Origin of the sequence: Bacillus vallismortis (assembly GCF_040784915.1) — a bacterium.
GTDB lineage: Bacteria > Bacillota > Bacilli > Bacillales > Bacillaceae > Bacillus > Bacillus subtilis_G.
Genome location: NZ_CP160797.1, coordinates 1 through 26,054, shown reverse-complemented (window position 1 = coordinate 26,054; position 26,054 = coordinate 1). Strand labels below are relative to the sequence as shown.

Below are 26,054 nucleotides of genomic sequence, written 5' to 3'. Positions count from 1 at the left end.
TCGCGATGCATACATAAGTATATCGTTTCCCCCTAAAAATTGCAACCGGACTACTCAGACAAGTTTTTCCTATAAGCTTTCTTCTTTTTTCGCAGTTCTCTAAAAAACGAACTGAGCATTTCTCCACATTCCTCCTCAAGCACCCCGCTCACCACTTCAGCCTGGTGGTTAAAGCGTTCTTCCTGTAAAAGATTCATAAGCGTGCCTGAACAGCCGCCTTTAGGGTCAAATGCACCAAATACCACTTTTTCCACTCGCGAAAGCACGACGGCACCGGCACACATCGGACAAGGCTCAAGTGTCACATAAAGGGTCGCACCCTCCAGCCGCCATGTTCCCAGCGTCTTACACGCTTCATCAATCACAAGCATTTCCGCATGAGCGATTGACCGCTGCTCCGTCTCTCTTAAATTATGTGCACGCGATACAATTTCATCATTCATGACAAGCACTGCGCCGATTGGCACTTCACCTTTCTCTTCAGCTTTTTTCGCTTCTTTAATTGCTTCTTTCATATAAAGTTCATCTTGTGTCATAAGGGTAAGCTCTCTTTTCAAAGTTTTTTCATTGCCTAAAAAGGCTACATATTAACTATAACTAAAACGGAAAGGAGACTGTCGATTGTCCAAAGCAGACACAGCTCTTCTCATTGTAGACATAATCAATAATTTTAAATTCGATATGGGGGAAAGCCTCGCTAAAAAAACAGAAAAAATCGTTCCTCACATTTTATCATTAAAGGAGCATGCGAGACAAAATGACTGGCCGATTATTTACATTAATGACCATTACGGACTTTGGCAAGCTGATATTAAAAATATTCAGCAAGAATGCACAAATGAAAGAAGCAAAGATATCATCAGACAAATAGCTCCGGAAGATGCCGATTATTTTTTAATCAAGCCGAAGCATTCCGCCTTTTACGAAACAGCCCTTCACACTCTCCTTACCGAATTGCAGGTGGAGCATATTATCATAACAGGTATAGCCGGGAACATATGCGTGCTGTTTACCGCTAATGACGCTTACATGAGGGAATACAGCATCACGATTCCTAAAGACTGCATCGCCTCAAATCGTGATGAAGACAACGAATTTGCCTTAACCATGATGGAGAATGTTCTTTTCGCTGAAATTACGACAGAGAAACAAATTACAGAAAAATAAACATGATCAGCGCTTTTCTTTCATACATTGATAGCGATATGAAAGGAGGCGTTTTTCATTCAAATTTATGTGGTGAAACAAGGCGACACTCTTTCTGCTATCGCTTCACAATACAGAACAACTGTAAGTGAAATCGCAGAAACGAATGAAATACCGAATCCCGACAGCCTTGTTGTCGGACAAACCATTGTCATTCCAATAGCCGGCCAGTTCTATGATGTTCAACAAGGTGATACCCTGACATCCATCGCACGGCGGTTCAATACAACGGCAGCCGAGCTTGCCAGGATTAACCGCATCCAGTTAAATGCCGTGCTGCAGATCGGTTTCCGTTTATACATTCCACCCATTCCTAAACGAGACATCGAGTCAAATGCTTATCTGGAACCACGCGGAAATCAAATCAGTGAAAATCTTCAGCAGGCGGCCCGGGAAGCGTCACCCTACTTAACGTACCTTGGCGCATTCAGTTTTCAGGCACAGCGTGACGGGACCTTAGTCGCCCCGCCTTTAACGAATTTAAGAAGCATTACAGAGAATCAAAACACGACATTGATGATGATTATAACGAACCTTGAAAATCAGGCATTCAGCGATGAGCTCGGCCGGATCATCTTAAACGACAATACTGTGAAAAGAAGACTTTTAAATGAAATAGTCGAGAATGCCAGAAGATATGGGTTCTATGATATTCATTTTGACTTTGAATATTTGCGGCCTCAGGATAGAGAAGCCTATAATCAATTTCTCCGTGAAGCAAGGGATCTTTTCCATCGAGAAGGTTTTGAAATTTCTACTGCGCTCGCCCCTAAAACAAGCGCAACACAGCAAGGCAGATGGTACGAAGCTCATGATTACAGGGCACATGGCCAAATTGTTGACTTTGTTGTTCTCATGACATATGAATGGGGCTACAGCGGAGGACCGGCTCAAGCCGTTTCTCCAATCGGGCCTGTTAGAGATGTTATCGAATATGCTTTGACTGAAATGCCTGCAAATAAAATTGTCATGGGCCAGAATTTATATGGGTATGACTGGACGCTGCCATATAAAGCAGGAGGACCCCTAGCAAAAGCCATAAGCCCTCAGCAAGCCCTTGTCATTGCCGCTCAAAACAACGCAGCCATTCAGTATGACCAAACAGCTCAAGCGCCTTTCTTCCGCTATACTGATGCAGAAAACAAAAGGCACGAGGTATGGTTCGAGGATGCCCGCTCGATCCAAGCAAAATTCAATCTGATTAAAGAGCTGAATTTAAGAGGCATCAGCTATTGGAAACTGGGTCTTTCCTTCCCGCAAAACTGGCTGCTGCTGTCTGATCAATTTAATATTGTCAAAAAGACGTTTCGATAATTTAGAAACGTCTTTTTTTCATGGGGGCACCCAAGGGTTGTGATACAATATGAAAGTCGGCAACTGACGAACGTTTTTCAGAAATAAGGAGGATTCCGATGAATACAGCCCCTTTTATTGCAATAGAAGGTCCTATCGGGGCAGGAAAAACAACCCTCGCAACGATGCTCTCACAAGAGCTCGAAATCCCTATGATCAATGAGATTGTTGAGGATAACCCGTACCTTGATAAGTTTTATGACAATATAGAGGAATGGAGCTTCCAGCTTGAGATGTTTTTTCTTTGTCACAGATACAAACAGCTTGAAGACACCACTGATTACTTTTTAAAAAAGGGACAGCCTGTGATAGCTGATTATCACATTTATAAAAATGTGATTTTTGCGGAACGCACCCTCTCTCAACATCAGTTGGAAAAATATAAAAAGATTTATCACCTGTTAACAGATGATCTGCAAAAGCCGAATTTCATCATTTACATAAAGGCTAGTCTGCCCACCCTGTTACATCGCATTGAAAAACGCGGACGCCCCTTTGAGAAGAAAATTGAAACAAGCTATTTGGAGCAGCTGATCGCAGATTATGAAGTCGCCATCAAACAGCTGCAGGAAGCAGATCCTGAACTTACAGTTGTAACGATAGATGGTGATTCAAAAGACTTCGTTTTGAATAAGAGCGACTTTGAACGCATTGCCGCCCATGTAAAGGAGCTTATCGTATGAAAGACCATCACATCCCTAAAAATTCAATTATCACAGTAGCAGGAACAGTAGGTGTCGGAAAATCGACTTTAACAAAAGCTTTGGCTAAACGGCTTGGATTTAAAACCTCTCTGGAGGAAGTCGATCATAATCCATACTTAGAAAAGTTCTATCATGATTTTGAACGTTGGAGTTTTCATCTGCAAATCTATTTCTTAGCTGAACGCTTCAAAGAACAGAAAACGATTTTTGAAGCAGGCGGAGGATTTGTACAGGATCGTTCTATTTATGAAGACACAGGAATTTTCGCGAAAATGCACGCTGACAAAGGGACAATGTCAAAGATTGATTATAAAACCTACACAAGCCTTTTCGAAGCAATGGTCATGACACCGTATTTCCCACACCCTGATGTATTGATCTATTTAGAAGGAGATCTGGAGAACATTTTAAACCGGATTGAAGAACGGGGCCGTGAAATGGAGCTTCAGACAAGCCGGTCTTATTGGGAAGAAATGCATACACGCTATGAAAATTGGATAAGCGGTTTTAACGCCTGCCCTGTTTTAAAGCTTCGCATTGAGGATTATGATCTGCTTAACGACGAAAGCTCAATTGAAAACATTGTAGATCAAATTGCTGCAGTTATTCATGAAAATCAAAAAAAGTGAATCTCAGTTGAGATTCACTTTTTCATTATAATAAAAAATCCGTTGCAACGAACGCAACGGACAAAACAATCTCCAATATATGCTTGTGTTTCATTAGAATTAAAATCAATATGGCGGAGGAAGAGGGATTCGAACCCCCGCGGGCTTTGACACCCCTGTCGGTTTTCAAGACCGATCCCTTCAGCCGGACTTGGGTATTCCTCCGTATCGACAAGACTTAATATATCATGAATGTTCTTATATGGTCAAGCATTTTCAAAAACTTTTTTCTCACTTTTATAAAATGTTCTGTTTACACAGGCAAAAAGGCGCACCTTGTCAGGCGCACCTTGTCATTATTTTATGGTTTCATTACTTCTTTATTCCCCATATAAGGGCGAAGCACTTTCGGAATTACAACGCTTCCGTCTTCCTGCTGATAATTTTCTAAGATAGCGGCAACTGTTCTTCCAACCGCCAGACCTGAACCGTTCAGTGTGTGTACATGCTCAGGCTTGCCTTTCGCTTCACGTCTGAAACGAATGTTCGCACGTCTTGCCTGAAACGCTTCGAAGTTGCTGCAAGAAGAGATTTCACGATATGTGTCTTGGCTTGGGATCCAAACTTCGATATCGTATTTTTTCGCCGCCGTAAAACCTAGATCACCCGTACACATGCTCATGACACGGTATGGAAGCTCGAGCAGCTGAAGAACTCGTTCTGCTTGGTTTGTAAGCTTCTCTAATTCTTCATAAGAATCTTCAGGCTTCACAAACTTCACAAGCTCAACTTTATTAAATTGGTGCTGACGGATTAATCCGCGTGTATCACGCCCTGCTGAACCAGCTTCAGAACGGAAGCAGGCACTGAATGCCGCATAGTTAATCGGCAGGCTGTCACCTGAAAGAATTTCATCGCGATGCATGTTTGTAATCGGTACTTCCGCGGTCGGAATTAAGAAGTAATCTTCTTCTCTGATTTTAAATGCATCCTCTTCGAATTTAGGGAGCTGGCCCGTTCCTGTCATGCTTGCGCGGTTTACCATATAAGGCGGAATCACTTCAGTATAGTTATACTCATCTACATGCAGATCAAGCATAAAGTTATAAAGTGCACGCTCCAGACGGGCACCTAACCCTTTATAGAAAACGAAACGGCTTCCTGTTACTTTTGAAGCACGTTCAAAATCAAGAATACTCAGCTCATCTGCAATATCCCAGTGCGGCTTCGCCTCGTAATCAAATGAAGGCTTTTCACCCCATTGACGTACTTCTATGTTGTCGTCTTCTGTTTCACCTACAGGAACAGACTCATGCGGAATGTTTGGGATGGAAAGGAGAATGGTATCAAGCTCAGATTCCACTGTTCTTAATTCTTCATCCAGCTTTTTAATCTCCTCACCGACTTCACGCATTTCTTTAATGATGTGATCCGCGTCTTTTTTCTCACGTTTCAGCACAGCAACCTGCTGAGATACTTCATTCCGTTTTCCCTTTAACTCTTCAACTTTACCGATAAGCTCTCTTCGTCTATCGTCCAGCGTCTCAAACTTATCAAAATCGGTTAAGTCTTCGCCTTTGTGTACAAGCTTTGCTTTAATATCTTGAAAATTTGCTCTCAGCATTTTTGTATCAAGCATGCGAAACACTCCTTTTTATAAAATTTGTCGAAAATAAAAAGAGCCCTCATCCCCATAAAGGGACGAGAGCTCTCGCGTTGCCACCCTGATTGAAAACAAGCCAAAGACTCGTTTACCACTTTCAAACATAACGGTTATCCCGTAAATGCCTACTTGTTTCAGCATTTCGCTCAAGGATGGATTCAGACAGCATCTTTACCGATTCACACCAACCATCGGCTCTCTTGGAAAGAGAGGCTTCCTACTAGTTCCTGTCAACGCTTTTCGATCTTTATTTGTGCTTATAATGTACTATAAGTTTCCACAGCTTTCAACTGTTTTATACAAGTGCTTTCTGCTTGTATTCCTCTACCATTTGAACAAATAACTGTGTCACTCGGTGATCATCTGTGAGCTCCGGATGGAATGAGCAGCCTAGGAATTGATCCTGTTTAGCGGCTACAATACGGCCATTATGTTCCGAAAGAACTTCAACATTTTCACCAGCTTCTAAAATATGCGGCGCGCGGATGAATACCCCTGTAAAAGGCTCGTCAAGGCCTGTGATTGTTAAATCAGCTTCAAAACTGTCAACCTGCCGGCCAAACGAATTGCGTTCAACAACCACATTCAGAAGACCTAAATGAGTATTATCTGAACCAGCAATTTCTTTTGCTAATATAATTAATCCGGCGCATGTCCCGAACATCGGTTTTCCTTGAGCAGCAAATTCACGAAGCGGCTCCATGAATTGATATGTATCAATCAAACGCCGCATCGTTGTGCTCTCACCACCAGGCAAAATCAGCCCGTCAATGTCATTCAGCTGCTCCGGACGTTTAACGACAAGACCAGCCGCGCCGCATGCTTCAATTGCACGGATATGCTCTCTAACTGCTCCTTGAAGTCCTAGTACTCCTATTGTTAACATGTCAGCAGCGCTCCTATATTCCTACCAGCCGCGTTCTTGCATACGCTGTTCTGGAAGTAAGTTTGAGATTTCAATCCCTTTCATTGCGGTACCAAGATCTTTAGAAAGCTCAGCGATCAATTTGTAATCAGTGTAGTGAGTTGTTGCTTCCACAATGGCTTTCGCAAATTTAGCAGGATTGTCTGATTTGAAAATACCAGAGCCAACAAATACTCCGTCAGCACCAAGCTGCATCATGAGAGCAGCATCAGCAGGAGTTGCTACGCCGCCAGCGGCAAAGTTAACGACAGGAAGCTTGCCGTCTTTTTTAATTTGCAGGAGAAGCTCGTAAGGAGCACCTAAGTTTTTCGCTTCTGTCATGAGTTCATCATCACTCATCGCAACTACTTTACGCACTTGAGCGTTTACTTTGCGCATATGGCGAACAGCCTCAACAATATTTCCTGTTCCAGGCTCACCTTTCGTACGAAGCATAGAAGCACCTTCAGCAATACGGCGTGTTGCTTCACCGAGATCACGGCAGCCGCAGACGAAAGGAACTTTGTATTCATTTTTATTCAAATGAAATTCTTCGTCAGCCGGAGTCAGAACTTCACTTTCATCAATATAGTCAACACCCATAGCTTCAAGCACACGCGCTTCAACAATATGTCCGATACGCGCTTTCGCCATTACCGGGATAGATACTGCATTCATTACTTCTTCCACGATTGTAGGGTCAGCCATACGGGCAACTCCTCCAGCCGCGCGAATATCAGCTGGTACTCGCTCCAGCGCCATTACAGCGACAGCTCCAGCCTCTTCAGCAATTTTCGCTTGTTCCGCATTGATGACGTCCATGATGACGCCGCCCTTTTGCATTTCTGCCATTCCGCGTTTTACACGTTCAGTACCTGTTTGAGCCATTTTTTGGTCCCCCTAATCAAGGTATAGTTATATGATTTCTAGTCCTTATTGTATCCTAGAAATCCAATAATTCATATGGATATATATCATTTTATTCGGTTTTAAGCGCTTTGAAAATCATTTTTTATTAAAAATTGGTTTTTTTCAGTATATTAAGCGAAAGAGCCCTAACATGAATCAGAGCTCTTTCAATTGATTAAAACCAGCCGGTTACCGTATCAACAATACTTCCCCAAATGCCGGCGAAAAATCCGCCGATACTGCGCATTGTCAGAACAAACCAGTTTGCTTTTTCTACTTTTTCTTTTGTAACAAGGTCTACCCCGGCCAGATTGCTGTTAAGGAATCCGTAATCCTTTTCATCACCTGTATATTCCGCAGTCAGTTGCCCAACCTTCGTTCCTTTTTTCACAGGAGCAGTTAGCGTATCTTTATTTAATGTGACCTTCGCTTTGTAATTCTTTTCTTCACCATTTTTTACAGGAAGAGAGAATGCTTTGTTTGTCACAATGGCTGTTTCTTTCTCTTTACCCTTATCAACTGAAATTTCTTTATGGCCCTTTACTTGATCGCCTTCAGCGTACATTTCTTTCATGGAGAAATTGTCGAAGGCATAATCGAACATTTTTTTGGTCTCATCGAAACGGCCTGTATGAATGTTGCCCTTTGCGTTCAATACAACAGTAATGACACGCATTCCGTTGAGTTCGGCTGTTCCTGTGAAGCATGAACCCGCAGAGTCGGTAGAACCTGTTTTCAGACCATCTACAGTCGCTTTTTTATACTCGCTGACGAGCCCTTTCAGCATGAAGTTCCAGTTGGGCATGTCCATTTCATCATCGGTGCCCTCTCTGAACTTGGTTTTGGCGATACTGGAGGTCTCGAGAACCTCAGGGTAGTCAGTAATCAAGTGATCTGCAAGAATCGCCATATCCTTAGCAGAAACTTCACTTTCTTCATCTGCGCTTGTCCCCTCGGGCTGATGCCCGTGAAGATCTTTGTTTTCAAGACCTGTTGCGTTAACAAATTTGTAATCTGTTAAGCCAAGTTCTTTCGCTTTTGCATTCATTTTTTTCACAAATTCAGTTTCAGAACCCGCAACGATTTCTGCAATCCCAATAGCGGCAGCATTTGCAGAATAAATTGCTGTAGCTTGATATAGTTCTTTTACTGTGTATTTCCCGTCCTTACGAAGAGGGACGTTTGATAAGCTGTTATCTTGGGAAATCTCATACACATAGTCATCAGGTGTATAGGTTTGGTCCCATTTCACTTTACCTTCATCAATTGCTTCTAATAACAGATACTCTGTCATCATTTTTGTCATACTGGCAATTGGCAGTCTCTTATCTGCATTTTTACTGTACAGAATTTTACCTGAAGAAGCTTCGATCATAATAGCAGCTGCTGCATTGATATCAATTGGATCACTGGCTGCTTTTGCTTTTGACATTGGAGCCAAACAAGTGACAGCTAGTGTTAATACAACCAATGACATCAATAACTGTTTACATTTCATGATGTTCAATCGTACGACCTCCGTATTTCATTTTCTTTATCTATAATTAAGCCGTTAAGGACATTTTCAACGCACAACAGTATAAATTTTATCATAATCAGTATAAAAAAAATAGACAGAGTCAGAGACCCTGTCAAATGTTTTTAATTTGTAACAATTTATTATGAAATTGTATAGTTCGGTGATTCTTTTGTAATCTGTACATCATGCGGATGGCTTTCACGAAGTCCTGCGCCAGTCATGCGAATGAACTGAGCTTCTTCTCTTAAAGCGTGAAGATCTTTGGACCCGCAATATCCCATCCCGGAGCGAAGACCGCCGACTAGCTGATAAACTGTTTCTTCAACTGGTCCTTTGTAAGGTGTGCGTCCTTCAATTCCTTCAGGAACGAATTTTTTGTTTTCTTCTTGGAAGTAACGGTCTTTACTTCCTTTTTCCATTGCAGCAACTGACCCCATACCGCGGTATACTTTAAATCTTCTGCCTTGGTAGATTTCAGTTTCCCCTGGACTTTCTGACGTACCCGCAAGCAAGCTTCCAAGCATAACAGCATGTCCACCGGCTGCCAATGCTTTCGTGATATCACCAGAGAATTTAATTCCACCGTCTGCGATGATTGTTTTGCCATGCATTCTTGCTTCAGACGCACAATCATAAATTGCTGTAATTTGCGGAACACCCACACCTGCTACCACGCGTGTTGTACAAATTGAACCAGGTCCGATTCCAACTTTGACAACATCTACTCCAGCCTCGATAAGCGCTCTCGTCGCTTCAGCTGTTGCAACGTTTCCAGCAATAATGTTTAATTCGGGATATGTTTCACGGATTTTTGTTACTGTGTTTAATACGCCTTGAGAATGTCCGTGAGCTGTATCAATAACTATAACATCGACATTAGCTTCGACAAGCTTTTTGACGCGAGTCATTGTGTCGCCGGTTACACCAACTGCCGCGCCAACGATCAGACGGCCGTGAACGTCTTTAGATGAGTTCGGGAACTCAATGACTTTTTCAATGTCTTTGATTGTGATTAGACCTTTTAATTTATTCTGGTCATCAACGAGAGGAAGCTTTTCAATTTTATGTTTCTGCAAAATCTTTTCAGCTTCATCAAGAGTCGTTCCTACAGGTGCAGTAACAAGCTCTTCTTTCGTCATGACATCGCTGATTTTCATTGAGTAGTCAGAAATAAAACGAAGATCACGGTTTGTAATAATTCCGACAAGCTTTTGGTCTTCTTCGTTATCTACAATCGGAACACCGGAAATTCTGTATTTCCCCATCAAGTGCTCCGCATCAAATACTTGGTGATCAGGAGTTAAAAAGAAGGGATTTGTGATAACGCCGCGTTCAGAACGCTTTACTTTATCAACTTGTTCAGCCTGTTGTTCAATGGACATGTTTTTATGAATGATGCCCAAGCCGCCCTGTCTAGCCATTGCAATTGCCATTGCTGATTCTGTTACAGTGTCCATACCTGCGCTGATGACAGGAATATTCAGCTTTAACGTTTTTGTTAGTTCTACAGATAAATCCACATCACGCGGAAGTACCTCTGACTTAGCTGGCAGAAGCAGCACATCGTCGAACGTTAAGCCTTCTTTTGAAAATTTACTTTCCCACATTAGTAAATCCCCCTCTTTTCGGCAAAATATTATATGTAGATTATCAACTAGCCAAGAGCATGTCAAGGAAGCGGAAAAGAGTTGAAATATTTAGATAACGGAAAGGATAAAGAAATACATATGACATATCATAAGTGGAAAGACTTAGCGCTATTTTACTCCGTTGAATCAACCCAGAAATTTCTAGAGAAAACTTATATTTTAAACGGCATTGATGAAGCGAAAAAAAACGCTTTCAAAAACAGTGAACGGTTTATTTATTTCTTAAAGCATGCTGAATCGTTTTATAAACAAGCCTCATCTTCCCCTTTAGAAATCAAGCCGATTCTTTTATTTTACGGAATGGCACAGCTTATCAAGGCATGTCTAATTACACGGGATCCTCATTATCCAAGCCATGCATCAGTACTGGCACACGGCGTAACAACAAGAAAGCGAAAGAAACAGAATTATTGTTTTGGCGACGATGAAGTAAAAATACAACGAAACGGCCTATGCATACACTTCATGAAACACTTATTCGGACAATCCGATATTATAGATGAAAGATATACCATGAAAAAACTACTGATGGCGATTCCAGAACTAAGTGATGCTTTCTATTTTCAGCAGAAAGAACGTTTTATGACAAAAGTAGAAAAGGATAAGGACAGGATTTCTGTACCAGAGGAGGCGGTCATCAATTATAAAATGTCTGATTCAAGATTTGCCGAATATATGTCCCATCATTTTCAATGGTCGTTTACAAAGAAAAATGAACACGAGCTGCAGTTTGACATTTCACCGCAAGACACGAAGCCATGCACATCAATCAGTTTGTTATATGACATGGGAAAGAATCAATATTATATCCCTTCTCAAAGGGAGCAATTTCTGAGACTTCCTGAAATGGCCATTCATTATTTAATTTTGTACAACATAGGGATGATTGCGAGATATGAGACGGAGTGGTGGTATGAGCTGTTAACCCAGCATATAAGTGATGATTACGTACTAATTCAGCAGTTTTTATTAGTGACTGAAAACAAATTCCCGAAATACGCTTTACAATTTCTTCTTCATTGTTGATAAACAAAAAAACCAGCTCAATGAGCTGGGTTTTACCTTGCTTGGCGGCGTCCTACTCTCACAGGGGGAACCCCCCGACTACCATCGGCGCTGAAGAGCTTAACTTCCGTGTTCGGCATGGGAACGGGTGTGACCTCTTCGCTATCGCCACCAAACAAATGCCTTCAGGATGAAGGTACTGGGCGTTTCTCACAGGATGTGAGAGCCCTTAGCGGAGTTTCCTTGCTTTTCCGCCTTTTAGAGAGATGTTCTCTCAAAACTAGATAACAGATGTGACATCATTCAAAATGTGGTTAAGTCCTCGATCGATTAGTATCTGTCAGCTCCATGTGTCGCCACACTTCCACCTCAGACCTATCAACCTGATCATCTTTCAGGGATCTTACTTCCTTGCGGAATGGGAAATCTCATCTTGAGGGGGGCTTCATGCTTAGATGCTTTCAGCACTTATCCCGTCCGCACATAGCTACCCAGCGATGCCCTTGGCAGAACAACTGGTACACCAGCGGTGCGTCCATCCCGGTCCTCTCGTACTAAGGACAGCTCCTCTCAAATTTCCTGCGCCCGCGACGGATAGGGACCGAACTGTCTCACGACGTTCTGAACCCAGCTCGCGTACCGCTTTAATGGGCGAACAGCCCAACCCTTGGGACCGACTACAGCCCCAGGATGCGATGAGCCGACATCGAGGTGCCAAACCTCCCCGTCGATGTGGACTCTTGGGGGAGATAAGCCTGTTATCCCCGGGGTAGCTTTTATCCGTTGAGCGATGGCCCTTCCATGCGGAACCACCGGATCACTAAGCCCGACTTTCGTCCCTGCTCGACTTGTAGGTCTCGCAGTCAAGCTCCCTTGTGCCTTTACACTCTGCGAATGATTTCCAACCATTCTGAGGGAACCTTTGGGCGCCTCCGTTACCTTTTAGGAGGCGACCGCCCCAGTCAAACTGCCCACCTGACACTGTCTCCCCGCCCGATAAGGGCGGCGGGTTAGAAGGTCAATACAGCCAGGGTAGTATCCCACCGATGCCTCCACCGAAGCTAGCGCTCCGGTTTCCAAGGCTCCTACCTATCCTGTACAAGCTGTACCAACATTCAATATCAGGCTGCAGTAAAGCTCCACGGGGTCTTTCCGTCCTGTCGCGGGTAACCTGCATCTTCACAGGTACTATAATTTCACCGAGTCTCTCGTTGAGACAGTGCCCAGATCGTTGCGCCTTTCGTGCGGGTCGGAACTTACCCGACAAGGAATTTCGCTACCTTAGGACCGTTATAGTTACGGCCGCCGTTTACTGGGGCTTCAATTCGCACCTTCGCTTACGCTAAGCGCTCCTCTTAACCTTCCAGCACCGGGCAGGCGTCAGCCCCTATACTTCGCCTTACGGCTTCGCAGAGACCTGTGTTTTTGCTAAACAGTCGCCTGGGCCTATTCACTGCGGCTCTCTCGGGCTTGCACCCTAACAGAGCACCCCTTCTCCCGAAGTTACGGGGTCATTTTGCCGAGTTCCTTAACGAGAGTTCTCTCGATCACCTTAGGATTCTCTCCTCGCCTACCTGTGTCGGTTTGCGGTACGGGCACCTCTCACCTCGCTAGAGGCTTTTCTTGGCAGTGTGGAATCAGGAACTTCGCTACTATATTTCGCTCGCCATCACAGCTCAGCCTTATGGGAAACGGATTTGCCTATTTCCCAGCCTAACTGCTTGGACGCGGATATCCAATACCGCGCTTACCCTATCCTCCTGCGTCCCCCCATTACTCAAATGGTGAGGAGGTGGTACAGGAATATCAACCTGTTGTCCATCGCCTACGCCTTTCGGCCTCGGCTTAGGTCCCGACTAACCCTGAGCGGACGAGCCTTCCTCAGGAAACCTTAGGCATTCGGTGGAGGGGATTCTCACCCCTCTTTCGCTACTCATACCGGCATTCTCACTTCTAAGCGCTCCACCAGTCCTTCCGGTCTGGCTTCACAGCCCTTAGAACGCTCTCCTACCACTGTTCGAAGAACAGTCCGCAGCTTCGGTGATACGTTTAGCCCCGGTACATTTTCGGCGCAGAGTCACTCGACCAGTGAGCTATTACGCACTCTTTAAATGGTGGCTGCTTCTAAGCCAACATCCTGGTTGTCTAAGCAACTCCACATCCTTTTCCACTTAACGTATACTTTGGGACCTTAGCTGGCGGTCTGGGCTGTTTCCCTTTCGACTACGGATCTTATCACTCGCAGTCTGACTCCCAAGGATAAGTCATTGGCATTCGGAGTTTGACTGAATTCGGTAACCCGGTAGGGGCCCCTAGTCCAATCAGTGCTCTACCTCCAAGACTCTTACCTTGAGGCTAGCCCTAAAGCTATTTCGGAGAGAACCAGCTATATCCAGGTTCGATTGGCATTTCACCCCTACCCACACCTCATCCCCGCACTTTTCAACGTGCGTGGGTTCGGGCCTCCATTCAGTGTTACCTGAACTTCACCCTGGACATGGGTAGATCACCTGGTTTCGGGTCTACGACCACGTACTCATGCGCCCTATTCAGACTCGCTTTCGCTGCGGCTCCGCATCTTCTGCTTAACCTTGCACGGGATCGTAACTCGCCGGTTCATTCTACAAAAGGCACGCCATCACCCGTTAACGGGCTCTGACTACTTGTAGGCACACGGTTTCAGGATCTGTTTCACTCCCCTTCCGGGGTGCTTTTCACCTTTCCCTCACGGTACTGGTTCACTATCGGTCACTAGGGAGTATTTAGCCTTGGGAGATGGTCCTCCCGGATTCCGACGGAATTTCACGTGTTCCGCCGTACTCAGGATCCACTCAGGAGAGAACGAAGTTTTGACTACAGGGCTGTTACCTTCTATGGCGGGCCTTTCCAGACCTCTTCATCTACCTCGTTCTTTTGTAACTCCGTACAGAGTGTCCTACAACCCCAAGAGGCAAGCCTCTTGGTTTGGGCTAATCCCGTTTCGCTCGCCGCTACTCAGGGAATCGCATTTGCTTTCTCTTCCTCCGGGTACTTAGATGTTTCAGTTCCCCGGGTCTGCCTTCTCATATCCTATGAATTCAGATATGGATACCACTCCATTACGAGTGGTGGGTTTCCCCATTCGGAAATCTCCGGATCAAAGCTTGCTTACAGCTCCCCGAAGCATATCGGTGTTCGTCCCGTCCTTCATCGGCTCCTAGTGCCAAGGCATCCACCGTGCGCCCTTTCTAACTTAACCGTTAAAAAGAATCACTATGTGATATCTTGTATTACTAATTGAATGTGATGTCTACTGTTATCTAGTTTTCAAAGAACACGTTGGTGGAGCCTAGCGGGATCGAACCGCTGACCTCCTGCGTGCAAAGCAGGCGCTCTCCCAGCTGAGCTAAGGCCCCGTTTATTTAAGATGGTGGGCCTGAGTGGACTCGAACCACCGACCTCACGCTTATCAGGCGTGCGCTCTAACCAGCTGAGCTACAGGCCCATCTTAACTTATTCAAGGAACAAAGTTCCTTCAAAACTAAACAAGACAGGGAACGTTCTGTTTATAAGACCCAAGGTCTTATATTCCGTAATATATCCTTAGAAAGGAGGTGATCCAGCCGCACCTTCCGATACGGCTACCTTGTTACGACTTCACCCCAATCATCTGTCCCACCTTCGGCGGCTGGCTCCTAAAAGGTTACCTCACCGACTTCGGGTGTTACAAACTCTCGTGGTGTGACGGGCGGTGTGTACAAGGCCCGGGAACGTATTCACCGCGGCATGCTGATCCGCGATTACTAGCGATTCCAGCTTCACGCAGTCGAGTTGCAGACTGCGATCCGAACTGAGAACAGATTTGTGGGATTGGCTTAACCTCGCGGTTTCGCTGCCCTTTGTTCTGTCCATTGTAGCACGTGTGTAGCCCAGGTCATAAGGGGCATGATGATTTGACGTCATCCCCACCTTCCTCCGGTTTGTCACCGGCAGTCACCTTAGAGTGCCCAACTGAATGCTGGCAACTAAGATCAAGGGTTGCGCTCGTTGCGGGACTTAACCCAACATCTCACGACACGAGCTGACGACAACCATGCACCACCTGTCACTCTGCCCCCGAAGGGGACGTCCTATCTCTAGGATTGTCAGAGGATGTCAAGACCTGGTAAGGTTCTTCGCGTTGCTTCGAATTAAACCACATGCTCCACCGCTTGTGCGGGCCCCCGTCAATTCCTTTGAGTTTCAGTCTTGCGACCGTACTCCCCAGGCGGAGTGCTTAATGCGTTAGCTGCAGCACTAAGGGGCGGAAACCCCCTAACACTTAGCACTCATCGTTTACGGCGTGGACTACCAGGGTATCTAATCCTGTTCGCTCCCCACGCTTTCGCTCCTCAGCGTCAGTTACAGACCAGAGAGTCGCCTTCGCCACTGGTGTTCCTCCACATCTCTACGCATTTCACCGCTACACGTGGAATTCCACTCTCCTCTTCTGCACTCAAGTTCCCCAGTTTCCAATGACCCTCCCCGGTTGAGCCGGGGGCTTTCACATCAGACTTAAGAAACCGCCTGCGAGCCCTTTACGCCCAATAATTCCGGACAACGCTTGCCACCTACGTATTACCGCGGCTGCTGGCACGTAGTTAGCCGTGGCTTTCTGGTTAGGTACCGTCAAGGTACCGCCCTATTCGAACGGTACTTGTTCTTCCCTAACAACAGAGCTTTACGATCCGAAAACCTTCATCACTCACGCGGCGTTGCTCCGTCAGACTTTCGTCCATTGCGGAAGATTCCCTACTGCTGCCTCCCGTAGGAGTCTGGGCCGTGTCTCAGTCCCAGTGTGGCCGATCACCCTCTCAGGTCGGCTACGCATCGTTGCCTTGGTGAGCCGTTACCTCACCAACTAGCTAATGCGCCGCGGGTCCATCTGTAAGTGGTAGCCGAAGCCACCTTTTATGTTTGAACCATGCGGTTCAAACAAGCATCCGGTATTAGCCCCGGTTTCCCGGAGTTATCCCAGTCTTACAGGCAGGTTACCCACGTGTTACTCACCCGTCCGCCGCTAACATCAGGGAGCAAGCTCCCTTCTGTCCGCTCGACTTGCATGTATTAGGCACGCCGCCAGCGTTCGTCCTGAGCCAGGATCAAACTCTCCGATAATGGATCACAGGTTAAGTTCACCGCATCCTGCGGCAACACCTGTGTGACCTGCATCGTGCAGGCCTAGTTTGACTGACTACGCACATCACTGTGCGATTTATAAAAAAATGAATTAACAGGTACGTTTTGTCTTGTTTAGTTTTCAAAGAACTTTGCGCACTTCTCTCGAAGCGACTATTTAATAGTAACATTTTTAGTTAACTAGGTCAATACTTTTTCGAGAAAAGTTTTTGCTAGTCATGTTTATGTCTTTTAAAAGACAACAGAAATGATTATACCATAAATCTTATGACTGTAAAGGGTTATGGCACAAAAAAAGCGCAGCTTTTTCAGCTGCGCTTTTTCTCACACTTCTTCTTGTGTTTCTTCTTGATCATCTTCTTCATTTTTCTCCACTAATGCTACTGTAGCAACATGCTCTTCTTCCGCCATTCTGATAAGGCGCACACCTTGAGTGACACGTCCGGTGGTTGAGATGTCATCAATGTCCATTCTAATGAGTACGCCGCTGGCTGTAATAATCATTAGATCCTCTTCACCTTTAGTAGCTTTTACTGTTACTAATTGGCCGTTGTTCTCGGTGATTTTCGCTGTTTTGAGTCCTTTTCCGCCACGGCTTTGGGTTCTGTACTCTTCAGCCGGAGTTCGTTTTCCGTAACCTTTTTCAGTTACGATAAGGACATGTGATTCTTCCTCTAATATCTCCATTCCGACAACAACGTCATCATCAGTCAGGGTGATACCTTTTACGCCTGCCGCAGTTCTCCCCATTTCCCGAACATCCGTTTCAGGGAAACGAATCAGCAATCCATTTTTCGTTCCGATGACCATTTGTTTTGTGCCGTCAGTTAGACGTACACCCATCAATTCATCATCCTCACGAAGACTCAGAGCGATTAAGCCATTGTTACGGATATTAGCGAACTGAGAAAGCGAAGTTCGTTTTGAAACCCCGTGCTTTGTTGTGAAGAAAAGGTAAAGTTCCGCGTTGAATTCAGAGACTGGAATAATCGCGTTAATCCATTCACCTTTTTCTACTTCCAACAGGTTGATAATCGGGATTCCTTTTGCTGTTCTGCCGTATTCAGGGATTTCATATCCTTTTGCACGATACACTTTCCCCTTGTTCGAGAAGAAAAGAATCGTGTCATGCGTTGATGTAGAGATCAGATGTTCAACGAAATCATCTTCGTTTGTCCCCATGCCCTGAACGCCTTTTCCGCCACGCTTTTGACTGCGGTAGGTTGAGGCAGGCAGACGTTTGATATATCCGTTGTGTGTCAGGGTGACAACGATGTTTTCTCTTTCGATGAGATCTTCATCTTCAATTGTTTCAAGACCGGCAGTGACGATCTCAGTGCGTCTTTCATCGTTAAAACGCTCTTTAATTTCTATGAGTTCTTCACGAATGATCTCAAGCACTTTTTCTTCATTGGCCAAGATTTCTTTAAGCTCTGCAATTAATTTAACAAGGGATCGGTACTCCTCTTCAATCTTTTCACGTTCCAATCCTGTTAAACGCTGCAGTCTCATATCAAGAATAGCTTGGGCTTGTTTTTCAGTCAGCGAGAATTGTTCAATTAATCCTGTTCTCGCAATTTCAGCCGTTTGAGAATTACGGATAAGGGAAATAACTGCATCAAGATGATCAAGAGCAATTCTCAATCCTTCCAAGATATGTGCTCTTGCCTCCGCTTTACGCAATTCATAAGCAGTACGGCGTCTGATTACGACTTTTTGGTGATCTAGGTAATACTCCAAGCATTGCTTTAAATTTAAAACTTTTGGCTGTCCGTCAACAAGCGCAAGCAGATTGATACCAAAAGAAGTTTGCAAAGCTGTTTGCTTATATAGATTATTTAGAATGACATGCGCGTTGGCATCTCTTCTGATTTCAATGACGATTCTCATACCTGTGCGGTCAGATTCATCACGTAGATCGGTAATACCTTCTATCTTCTTATCTCTGACAAGATCAGCGATTTTTTCGATTAGTTTTGCTTTATTTACTTGGTATGGAAGTTCTGTTACGACAATTCTTTCTTTTCCTGACGATGTTTGTTCGATCTCCGCTTTTGCCCGGATCGTAATCGAGCCTCGTCCTGATTCGTATGCTTTACGAATACCGCTTCGGCCCAAAATTTGCCCCGCAGTCGGGAAGTCAGGACCAGGAATAATCTCCATAAGCTCCTGTACTGCGATTTCAGGATTTTCACTGACAGCAAGCACACCGTCAATGATTTCTCCCAACTGGTGCGGAGGAATGTTTGTTGCCATACCTACCGCAATTCCGGCAGCGCCGTTTACAAGCAGATTCGGGAACCTTGAAGGCATAACGACAGGTTCTCTTTCTGATCCGTCATAGTTGTCCTGATAATCGATTGTGTCTTTTGTGATGTCTCGAAGAATTTCCATCGAGATTTTAGACATTCTTGCTTCCGTATAACGCATGGCAGCCGCAGAGTCCCCGTCAACAGAACCGAAGTTTCCGTGACCGTCAACGAGCATATAACGATAGTTGAAATCCTGCGCCATTCTGACCATGGATTCATATACCGCTGAATCACCATGCGGGTGGTATTTCCCGATAACTTCTCCGACGATACGCGCGGATTTTTTATAAGCCTTGTCACTTGTCATGCCCAGATCGTTCATTGCATACAAAATCCGTCTGTGAACCGGTTTTAAACCGTCACGGACATCTGGAAGAGCACGGGACACGATAACGCTCATTGCATAATCCAAGAAGGACGTACGCATTTCCTGACTGATATTTATTTCACGAACTTGTGGTGTGTTTTGTTCACTCATTAAAAAACCTCCCTGAAGTATCACATGAAATATGTGGGAGTAGATTGTCCATTATGATCTTCAATACGATTTCACTATTCTCCATTATATCAATAAACTTATGATTATACACATTAAATTGCTAGAATATATAGGTATTGCAAGCATTACTGCATCTGATCTCGTTCAGAAAAAAGCCTTATTTCTTATTGGAAATAAGGCTTTTTATGATTAGATGTCAAGATTTTTAACGTATCTCGCATTCGCTTCTATGAAGTTTCGGCGCGGTTCTACTTTGTCTCCCATTAGCATTTCAAATGTCTCATCGGCATCCATTGCATCTTCAAGAGTTACCTGAAGAAGTGTTCTGGAGCTCGGATCCATGGTTGTCTCCCATAACTGGGTCGCATTCATTTCTCCGAGACCTTTATAACGCTGCAATCCAGGCTTAGGCGTTTGAGGAAGAGTTTTCAACAGATCATCAAGTTCTTTGTCATTATATGCATATTCAACACGTTTTCCCTGTTGAACCTTGTAGAGCGGCGGCTGCGCAATATACACGTAGCCATTTTCAATAATTTGGCGCATATATCTGTAAAAGAACGTTAACAGCAGTGTTCTGATGTGCGCGCCATCAACGTCAGCATCAGTCATAATGACAACTTTGTGGTAACGGGCTTTCCCCAAGTTGAAATCTTCCCCTATACCTGTTCCGAGTGCTGTGATCATAGAACGAACTTCGTTGTTGGAAAGGATTTTGTCCAATCTTGCTTTTTCAACGTTTAAGATTTTACCTCTAAGCGGCAAAATGGCTTGGAAATGTCTATCGCGGCCTTGTTTAGCTGATCCTCCGGCAGAGTCACCCTCTACGATATATAACTCGGAAATGCTCGGATCTTTTGATGAGCAATCCGCTAGCTTACCGGGAAGGTTTGAAATTTCCAAAGCACTCTTGCGGCGTGTTAATTCACGCGCTTTTTTCGCAGCCATTCTTGCTCTTGCTGCCATCAAACCTTTGTCGACAATTTTTTTGGCCGCATCTGGATTTTCCAGCATAAATGTTTCCAATGCCGCAGAAAATAACGTATCGGTGATCGTCCGCGCTTCTGAGTTGCCTAGTTTTGTTTTCGTTTGGCCTTCAAACTGCGGATCAGGGTGTTTAATGGAAATAATCGCGGTTAGCCCTTCTCTTACGTCGTCACCGCTTAAGTTCGGATCATTTTCTTTAATGAGCCCTTTTTTTCTGGCGTAATCATTGATTACACGAGTCAGGCCCGTTTTGAAGCCGGCTTCGTGGGTCCCGCCTTCATACGTGTTAATGTTATTTGTAAACGAGTAAATGTTGCTTGTGTAGCTGTCATTATATTGCAAAGCCACTTCAACCGTAATGCCGTCCTTTTCGCCTTCAATGTAAATCGGCTCTTCATGGACAACTTCTTTAGAACGGTTTAAATACTCTACATAACTTTTAATTCCGCCTTCGTAATGGTACTCATTTTTGCGCTCTTGTCCTTCACGTTTATCTTCAATCGTGATGTTTACGCCTTTTGTCAAAAAGGCTAATTCGCGCACACGGTTAGCAAGCAGATCATAATCATACACAGTTGTTTCTGTGAAAATCTCAGGGTCCGGGACAAAATGTGTCGTCGTTCCTGAATGATCTGTTTCGCCAATGATTTCAAGGTCTGAAACCGGAACTCCGCGTTTATAGGTTTGACGATGGATTTTTCCGTCACGGTGTACCGTCACAACAAGCTCGGTTGAAAGCGCGTTTACAACTGACGCACCTACACCGTGCAATCCTCCGGATACTTTATAGCCGCTTCCGTCAAATTTCCCTCCGGCATGAAGCACCGTCATAATGACCTCTACCGCAGGCCGGCCCATTTTTTCATGAATACCGACTGGAATACCGCGGCCGTTATCTACCACCGTGATGCTGTTGTCTTTTTCGATTTGGATATTGATATCCGTACAATAACCGGCGAGGGCTTCGTCAATACTATTGTCGACAATTTCCCATACCAGATGGTGAAGGCCTTTGCTGTTGGTTGAACCGATGTACATTCCCGGTCTTTTACGAACAGCTTCCAATCCCTCCAGAACCTGTATCTGATTTTCATCATAACTGTTTTGCTGCTGTTCCATAGCCACGTCATTCACCTACACTTTTCTAAACGATATATTCGTGATAAAAAACTTCTAAGAATCTATTTCAAACATAAATTGCGCACGTTTTTTTAATGTGCTGGAAGATAAGGGAGAGTAATATATATTCTGAACCGTGACTACGATAGATTTTGGCGTGCCGTTTACGGAAGGCACCACCTTGTGTTTCTGTTTTTTCAGAAATTCTTCAACAATAGGCGACATGTTGGCTTTAAAATCAAAAATGCCGACAATATCTCGTGTTGAAACCACAAAGTCATCACCTAAATGAATATACAATTGCCCACCTCATTTCTTCACTTCACTAACGCACCGTTTTGCACACGGAACATTCCTGCTTGACGTAAGGTTTCGTGATCAATGCCATCAACGCTTGTCGTTGTGACAAACGTTTGTACACGGCCTTGGATCGTATGAAGCAAGTGTGACTGGCGATAATCATCCAGCTCACTCAATACATCATCCAATAGTAAAATGGGATATTCTCCGATTTCCTCATGGATCAGGTCAATCTCCGCAAGTTTAAGGGACAATGCCGTCGTTCGCTGCTGTCCTTGTGAACCATACGTCTGCACATCGCGTCCGTTCACATAGAAAAGAACATCGTCACGATGAGGACCTGACAGCGTAACACCGCGCTCAATTTCTTTTTCTCTTAATTTAGAAAACGCTTCTTGATAGCTATCTCCTATTTTCGACAAGTCTTTAGGATCTGATACCTCAAGAGCCGTACTGTACTTCAGGGTCAGCTCCTCAAGCCCTCTTGATATGCCTGTATGAATAGGCTGCGCCCATTTTTCAAGCTGCGCTGTAAACTGCAGGCGTTTTACAACGACTTTTGACGCAACTTCTACAAGCTGATCGGTCAAAACATCGAGCATCGTTCTGTCAGTTTGTTTTCTTGTTTGCAGCTGCTTCAAAAAATGATTTCGCTGGGAAAGGATTTTCTGGTAAAGAGAAAGATCATGCAGGTAGACAGGAGAAACCTGTCCAATTTCCATGTCAAGAAACCGCCTTCTCACTTGAGGGCTCCCCTTTACCAGATTTAAATCTTCCGGCGCGAACATGATGGTGTTGAGGGCCCCGACATACTGGCTGAGCTTTTGCTGTTCAATATGGTTGACCTTGCCCTTTTTACCCTTTTTGGAGATGACGAGCTGCATCGGGATCGCTCCGTTTTGCTTCATCACTCTTCCCTCTATTTTAGCATAGTCTTTGTCCCACCGTATAAGTTCTTTGTCATTTGATGTCCGGTGCGATTTCGCCATGGACAAGACATAGATCGCCTCCATGAGGTTTGTTTTCCCCTGGGCGTTTTCTCCGATGATGACATTTACTTTGTTTTCAAATTGGAGTTCAGCATGGTCGTAGTTGCGGTAAGATGTCAGTTCTAAGTTCTGGATATACAATCAGTATCACCCGCTTTAATTGACGACTTGAAAAGAACCAAATCCTTCAATCTCTACCACATCTCCAACATACAGCTTTCTGCCTCGGCGGTTGTCCGGTTCGTTGTTCACCAGCACTTCATGCTCGCTCAAAAACCACTTCGCCATACCGCCTGACTGAATGACATCGGCTAATTTCAAGAATTGTCCAAGTGTAATCATCTCTGTATCAATTGAAATCGGATTTGCCATTATATCGACCTCTTTCAAATATCACTAATATCTAATTGTACTAAAAAAAAACGAATTAGGGAAAGGGAAAACTTGTCGGAGCAGATACCGAATAGAAAAGCTGCCGAACGGGTCGGCAGCGTGTATCGGATTAATAGGTTCTGACAGGAAGGATAAGCTGTACAATCGTTTCATCATTCGGCGTGCGAATTAAGAAAGGCCTCATTGCACCTGTAAAGCTTACGCGTATCTCTGCTCCTTCAAGCACCTTTAGTGCATCCAACATATATTTTGGACTAAATGAGATATTTAATTCCTCACCATCAATTTGATCTGCAAGAATCGCTTCCACAACTTTACCGATTTCAGGTGAGTTAGAAGAAATCTCAATGGATTCAGCAGGTTTTGCAGAAAGTTTCACTACGTTGTTGCGCCCCTCTCTGGCTAGAAGGGATGCACGATCAATCGCCTGAAGGAATTCTTTCGTGTTCACAATGATTTCTGTTTTGCTTTCCTGCGGAATCAGGCTGGTTGTGTCCGGATAATTTCCGTCCAGAAGCCGCGAGAAGAACAAGACGTTTTTCGCTTTAAACAGAACTTGAGTTTCTGTGATCACGATATCTACAAGTTCCTGATTATCATCCAAAATCTTACTGAGTTCGGTTAAGCTTTTTCCCGGGATAACGACGTTGTAAGATCTGTCTTCTGGAATATCAAGTTTCGCTTTTCTTAATGCCAGACGGTGGCTATCCGTCGCAGTGCATAATAATTCACTTTTTTCCACGTTCCAGTTTACACCTGTCAAGATAGGGCGTGTTTCTGAGGTGGACACCGCGAACACTGTTTGTCTGATCAGATTTTTCAACAAATCAGTTGGGATCTGAATCGCATGATGCTCTTCGATCTGCGGCAAGTGCGGATATTCATCAGCGTCAAGCCCGTTTAGATTAAATTCTGCTTTGCCAGAACGGATAATTGTCAAATACTGATTTTGCACTTCGATTTCCACCATTGCCATCGGCAGTTTTTTGACAATTTCACTAAAGAAGCGGGCTTGTAAGACGATGCTTCCAGGCTGTTCTATCGTGACAATTTCTTTATCTCCTTCTTCTTTTGGAATAAAGGATTCGATAGAAATATCTGAATCGCTTCCCGTAAAGGATACTCCATCATCTGATGCAACGATTTTAATACCAGTCAAGATGGGAATTGTAGTTCTGGATGAAACGGCTTTTAATACATCTTGGACACTTTCAACAAGACGATCTTTTTGAATCGTGAATTTCATTTTTATCCTCCTAACGGATAATGTATTTATATATATATTTTTTTAAAAAAATAGTAGCAGTAATAGTAGGGCTTGTGGATTTGTGGATAAGTTGTGAAAAAGACAGGAAACACAGCCTATCCACATGTGGACAGACTGTGCATGACTAATGAAAAGTTATTCACACTTTCCCCGATTAATCCCCGGTCCTGCTATTTAAGCTGTTCTTTAATTTCTTTTACATGCTGCTGAAGCTGTTCATCATCTGTCAGCAGTTTTGAAATTTTTTCATGCGCATGAATAACGGTCGTATGGTCACGGCCTCCAAATTCTTCCCCGATTTTAGGAAGAGAGGAATCAGTCATTTCCCTTGATAAGTACATGGCAATTTGGCGCGGGAAAGCAACTGATTTTGTCCGTTTTTTTGCTTTGAAATCCTCGAGTTTAATATTAAATTGCTGGCCTACTACCCTCTGAATTTCTTTTATCGTAATGACTTTCGGTTTTGAAGAAGGAATAATATCTTTCAGCGCCTCAGCGGCCAGATCAGCATTAATATCTTTATTAATTAAAGATGAGTAAGCAACAACTCTGATTAATGCTCCTTCAAGTTCCCGAATATTGCTGTCGATTTGATTTGCGATGTAAAGCATAACCTCATTCGGAATATCGAGGCCTTCTGCTTTGGCTTTTTTTCTTAAAATCGCAATTCTCGTCTCCAAATCAGGCGGCGTGATATCCGTAATCAGGCCCCATTCAAAACGAGAACGTAATCTGTCTTCAAGTGTCGGAATTTCTTTTGGCGGTCTGTCACTTGAAATGACGATTTGTTTGCTTTCTTCGTGCAATGTGTTAAATGTATGGAAAAATTCTTCCTGGGTCTGTTCTTTTCCCGCTAAAAATTGAATATCATCTATCAAAAGCACATCGACATTTCGATAGCGATTGCGGAAATCGACGGCTTTATTATCTCGGATAGAGTTGATGAATTCGTTTGTAAATTTCTCAGAAGACAGATAAACCACTTTGGCAGAAGGATTATGATCTATTACATAATGGCCGATCGCATGCATTAAGTGTGTTTTCCCTAAGCCAACGCCCCCATAGATAAATAAAGGGTTGTATGCTTTCGCGGGTGCTTCCGCTACTGCGAGAGAAGCAGCGTGTGCAAATCGGTTTCCAGATCCGATGACAAAAGTATCAAAAGTATATTTTGGATTGAGCATATTTTGGGGAAAATCAGATGTTTCTTCTTTGACCGCTTTTTTGACTTGCGGTTTCGGCATAAAGTCTTCAACATCTTGATTTTGAGGAATGACAAACTTAATGCTCAATTCTTCCCCGGTTAATTCATATATAGTATCTGCAATAAGATGCAAGTATCTGGACTCGAGCCAGTCTCTGGCAAATTCATTAGGAGCGGTGATTGTCAATGTATCTCCCTGCAGTGAGTGGGCTTTGGTTGATTTCATCCAAGTTTCAAAGCTCGGTTTGCTCAACTTTTTTTCGATTTGAGCAAGGGCTTGATTCCACAGATCTAATATATTTTCCAT

18 protein-coding genes, 3 tRNA genes, 3 rRNA genes and 1 other annotated feature are annotated in these 26,054 nt (G+C 44.1%); of the genes, 5 read left to right on the top strand and 19 right to left on the bottom strand.

The features are described 5' to 3' along the window. Positions 1–50 precede the first annotated feature (50 nt). Positions 51–536, bottom strand: a complete 486-nt coding sequence (gene tadA, locus ABZM97_RS00120) for a tRNA adenosine(34) deaminase TadA (protein WP_087992027.1) — start codon at positions 534–536, stop codon at positions 51–53. An 85-nt stretch (positions 537–621) separates the two neighbouring features. Between tadA and ABZM97_RS00115 the strand changes: the two genes are divergently transcribed. The 4 genes from ABZM97_RS00115 (at position 622) to dck (ending at position 3,892) form a co-directional block, all read left to right on the top strand. Then, positions 622–1,167, top strand: coding sequence for an isochorismatase family cysteine hydrolase (locus ABZM97_RS00115; protein WP_087992028.1), 546 nt, complete (start codon positions 622–624; stop codon positions 1,165–1,167). 69 nt (positions 1,168–1,236) lie between these two features. Beyond that, positions 1,237–2,520, top strand: coding sequence for a LysM peptidoglycan-binding domain-containing protein (locus ABZM97_RS00110; protein ID WP_087992029.1), 1,284 nt, complete (start codon positions 1,237–1,239; stop codon positions 2,518–2,520). A gap of 98 nt (positions 2,521–2,618) precedes the next feature. Then, the gene (dgk, locus tag ABZM97_RS00105) at positions 2,619–3,242 is read left to right on the top strand and encodes a deoxyguanosine kinase (RefSeq protein ID WP_087992030.1); all 624 of its coding nucleotides are present in this window, start codon (positions 2,619–2,621) and stop codon (positions 3,240–3,242) included. Then, a complete protein-coding gene (gene dck / locus ABZM97_RS00100) occupies positions 3,239–3,892 on the top strand; it encodes a deoxyadenosine/deoxycytidine kinase (RefSeq protein ID WP_087992031.1) in 654 nt (217 codons plus the stop codon). The genes dgk and dck overlap by 4 nt, the downstream gene beginning before the upstream one ends. 111 nt (positions 3,893–4,003) lie before the next feature. On the opposite strand, the gene ABZM97_RS00095 is transcribed toward dck, so the two are convergent. The 6 genes from ABZM97_RS00095 to guaB all read right to left on the bottom strand — a co-directional run bounded on the left by ABZM97_RS00095 (position 4,004) and on the right by guaB (position 10,473). Beyond that, positions 4,004–4,096: transfer RNA gene (locus tag ABZM97_RS00095), tRNA-Ser, on the bottom strand. 136 nt (positions 4,097–4,232) lie between these two features. Then, complete coding sequence (gene serS, locus ABZM97_RS00090; protein ID WP_148964524.1) at positions 4,233–5,510, bottom strand: serine--tRNA ligase; 1,278 nt, start codon at positions 5,508–5,510, stop codon at positions 4,233–4,235. A gap of 55 nt (positions 5,511–5,565) precedes the next feature. After that, positions 5,566–5,777, bottom strand: a binding site (T-box leader). Between the two features lie 52 nt (positions 5,778–5,829). Next, complete coding sequence (pdxT, locus tag ABZM97_RS00085) at positions 5,830–6,420, bottom strand: pyridoxal 5'-phosphate synthase glutaminase subunit PdxT (RefSeq protein WP_367387119.1); 591 nt, start codon at positions 6,418–6,420, stop codon at positions 5,830–5,832. Positions 6,421–6,441: 21 nt separating this feature from the next. Next, on the bottom strand, positions 6,442–7,326 hold the full coding sequence (gene pdxS / locus ABZM97_RS00080) for a pyridoxal 5'-phosphate synthase lyase subunit PdxS (protein ID WP_087992034.1): 885 nt from the start codon (positions 7,324–7,326) through the stop codon (positions 6,442–6,444). Positions 7,327–7,522: 196 nt separating this feature from the next. Further along, a complete protein-coding gene (gene dacA, locus ABZM97_RS00075) occupies positions 7,523–8,854 on the bottom strand; it encodes a D-alanyl-D-alanine carboxypeptidase (RefSeq protein ID WP_087992035.1) in 1,332 nt (443 codons plus the stop codon). 152 nt (positions 8,855–9,006) lie between these two features. Continuing rightward, positions 9,007–10,473: an IMP dehydrogenase gene (gene guaB, locus ABZM97_RS00070; protein WP_202329175.1), complete on the bottom strand. Its 1,467-nt coding sequence runs from the start codon at positions 10,471–10,473 to the stop codon at positions 9,007–9,009. Between the two features lie 120 nt (positions 10,474–10,593). Between guaB and ABZM97_RS00065 the strand changes: the two genes are divergently transcribed. After that, positions 10,594–11,541: a YaaC family protein gene (locus ABZM97_RS00065; RefSeq protein WP_087992037.1), complete on the top strand. Its 948-nt coding sequence runs from the start codon at positions 10,594–10,596 to the stop codon at positions 11,539–11,541. A 39-nt stretch (positions 11,542–11,580) separates the two neighbouring features. On the opposite strand, the gene rrf is transcribed toward ABZM97_RS00065, so the two are convergent. From rrf to dnaA, 12 genes are all read right to left on the bottom strand, one after another. Next, positions 11,581–11,696, bottom strand: a 5S ribosomal RNA gene (gene rrf, locus ABZM97_RS00060). A gap of 134 nt (positions 11,697–11,830) precedes the next feature. Next, positions 11,831–14,758 (bottom strand): 23S ribosomal RNA (locus ABZM97_RS00055). A gap of 81 nt (positions 14,759–14,839) precedes the next feature. Beyond that, a tRNA-Ala gene (locus ABZM97_RS00050) sits at positions 14,840–14,915 on the bottom strand. A 12-nt stretch (positions 14,916–14,927) separates the two neighbouring features. Beyond that, positions 14,928–15,004, bottom strand: a tRNA-Ile gene (locus ABZM97_RS00045). A gap of 102 nt (positions 15,005–15,106) precedes the next feature. Next, positions 15,107–16,656 (bottom strand): 16S ribosomal RNA (locus tag ABZM97_RS00040). The 16S, 23S and 5S rRNA genes sit together here with 2 tRNA genes alongside, the layout of an rRNA operon. 345 nt (positions 16,657–17,001) lie before the next feature. Then, positions 17,002–19,467 (bottom strand): DNA topoisomerase (ATP-hydrolyzing) subunit A, encoded by a 2,466-nt coding sequence (gene gyrA / locus ABZM97_RS00035; RefSeq protein ID WP_087993740.1) that lies wholly within the window; start codon positions 19,465–19,467, stop codon positions 17,002–17,004. Positions 19,468–19,677: 210 nt separating this feature from the next. After that, on the bottom strand, positions 19,678–21,594 hold the full coding sequence (gene gyrB / locus ABZM97_RS00030; RefSeq protein ID WP_148963437.1) for a DNA topoisomerase (ATP-hydrolyzing) subunit B: 1,917 nt from the start codon (positions 21,592–21,594) through the stop codon (positions 19,678–19,680). Between the two features lie 54 nt (positions 21,595–21,648). After that, positions 21,649–21,894 carry an extracellular matrix regulator RemB gene (remB, locus tag ABZM97_RS00025; RefSeq protein ID WP_003219266.1) on the bottom strand — a complete coding sequence of 82 codons (246 nt, stop codon included), beginning with the start codon at positions 21,892–21,894 and terminating at the stop codon, positions 21,649–21,651. Positions 21,895–21,911: 17 nt separating this feature from the next. Then, complete coding sequence (recF, locus tag ABZM97_RS00020) at positions 21,912–23,024, bottom strand: DNA replication/repair protein RecF (protein WP_202327737.1); 1,113 nt, start codon at positions 23,022–23,024, stop codon at positions 21,912–21,914. Positions 23,025–23,039: 15 nt separating this feature from the next. Then, positions 23,040–23,255 carry a ribosome maturation protein RlbA gene (gene rlbA, locus ABZM97_RS00015; protein ID WP_003219264.1) on the bottom strand — a complete coding sequence of 72 codons (216 nt, stop codon included), beginning with the start codon at positions 23,253–23,255 and terminating at the stop codon, positions 23,040–23,042. Between the two features lie 130 nt (positions 23,256–23,385). Next, positions 23,386–24,522, bottom strand: a complete 1,137-nt coding sequence (gene dnaN / locus ABZM97_RS00010; protein WP_202327738.1) for a DNA polymerase III subunit beta — start codon at positions 24,520–24,522, stop codon at positions 23,386–23,388. Between the two features lie 191 nt (positions 24,523–24,713). Beyond that, positions 24,714–26,054, bottom strand: coding sequence for a chromosomal replication initiator protein DnaA (gene dnaA, locus ABZM97_RS00005; RefSeq protein ID WP_039074864.1), 1,341 nt, complete (start codon positions 26,052–26,054; stop codon positions 24,714–24,716).

What these genes read in the sequence shown, in the direction of transcription:
- tadA (WP_087992027.1), bottom strand. Translation starts at nt 536, where the DNA reads ATGACACAAGATGAACTTTATATGAAAGAAGCAATTAAAGAAGCGAAA.
- dgk (WP_087992030.1), top strand. Translation starts at nt 2,619, where the DNA reads ATGAATACAGCCCCTTTTATTGCAATAGAAGGTCCTATCGGGGCAGGA.
- dck (WP_087992031.1), top strand. Translation starts at nt 3,239, where the DNA reads ATGAAAGACCATCACATCCCTAAAAATTCAATTATCACAGTAGCAGGA.
- serS (WP_148964524.1), bottom strand. Translation starts at nt 5,510, where the DNA reads ATGCTTGATACAAAAATGCTGAGAGCAAATTTTCAAGATATTAAAGCA.
- pdxT (WP_367387119.1), bottom strand. Translation starts at nt 6,420, where the DNA reads ATGTTAACAATAGGAGTACTAGGACTTCAAGGAGCAGTTAGAGAGCAT.
- pdxS (WP_087992034.1), bottom strand. Translation starts at nt 7,326, where the DNA reads ATGGCTCAAACAGGTACTGAACGTGTAAAACGCGGAATGGCAGAAATG.
- guaB (WP_202329175.1), bottom strand. Translation starts at nt 10,473, where the DNA reads ATGTGGGAAAGTAAATTTTCAAAAGAAGGCTTAACGTTCGACGATGTG.
- ABZM97_RS00065 (WP_087992037.1), top strand. Translation starts at nt 10,594, where the DNA reads ATGACATATCATAAGTGGAAAGACTTAGCGCTATTTTACTCCGTTGAA.
- gyrA (WP_087993740.1), bottom strand. Translation starts at nt 19,467, where the DNA reads ATGAGTGAACAAAACACACCACAAGTTCGTGAAATAAATATCAGTCAG.
- gyrB (WP_148963437.1), bottom strand. Translation starts at nt 21,594, where the DNA reads ATGGAACAGCAGCAAAACAGTTATGATGAAAATCAGATACAGGTTCTG.
- rlbA (WP_003219264.1), bottom strand. Translation starts at nt 23,255, where the DNA reads ATGGCAAATCCGATTTCAATTGATACAGAGATGATTACACTTGGACAA.
- dnaN (WP_202327738.1), bottom strand. Translation starts at nt 24,522, where the DNA reads ATGAAATTCACGATTCAAAAAGATCGTCTTGTTGAAAGTGTCCAAGAT.
- dnaA (WP_039074864.1), bottom strand. Translation starts at nt 26,054, where the DNA reads ATGGAAAATATATTAGATCTGTGGAATCAAGCCCTTGCTCAAATCGAA.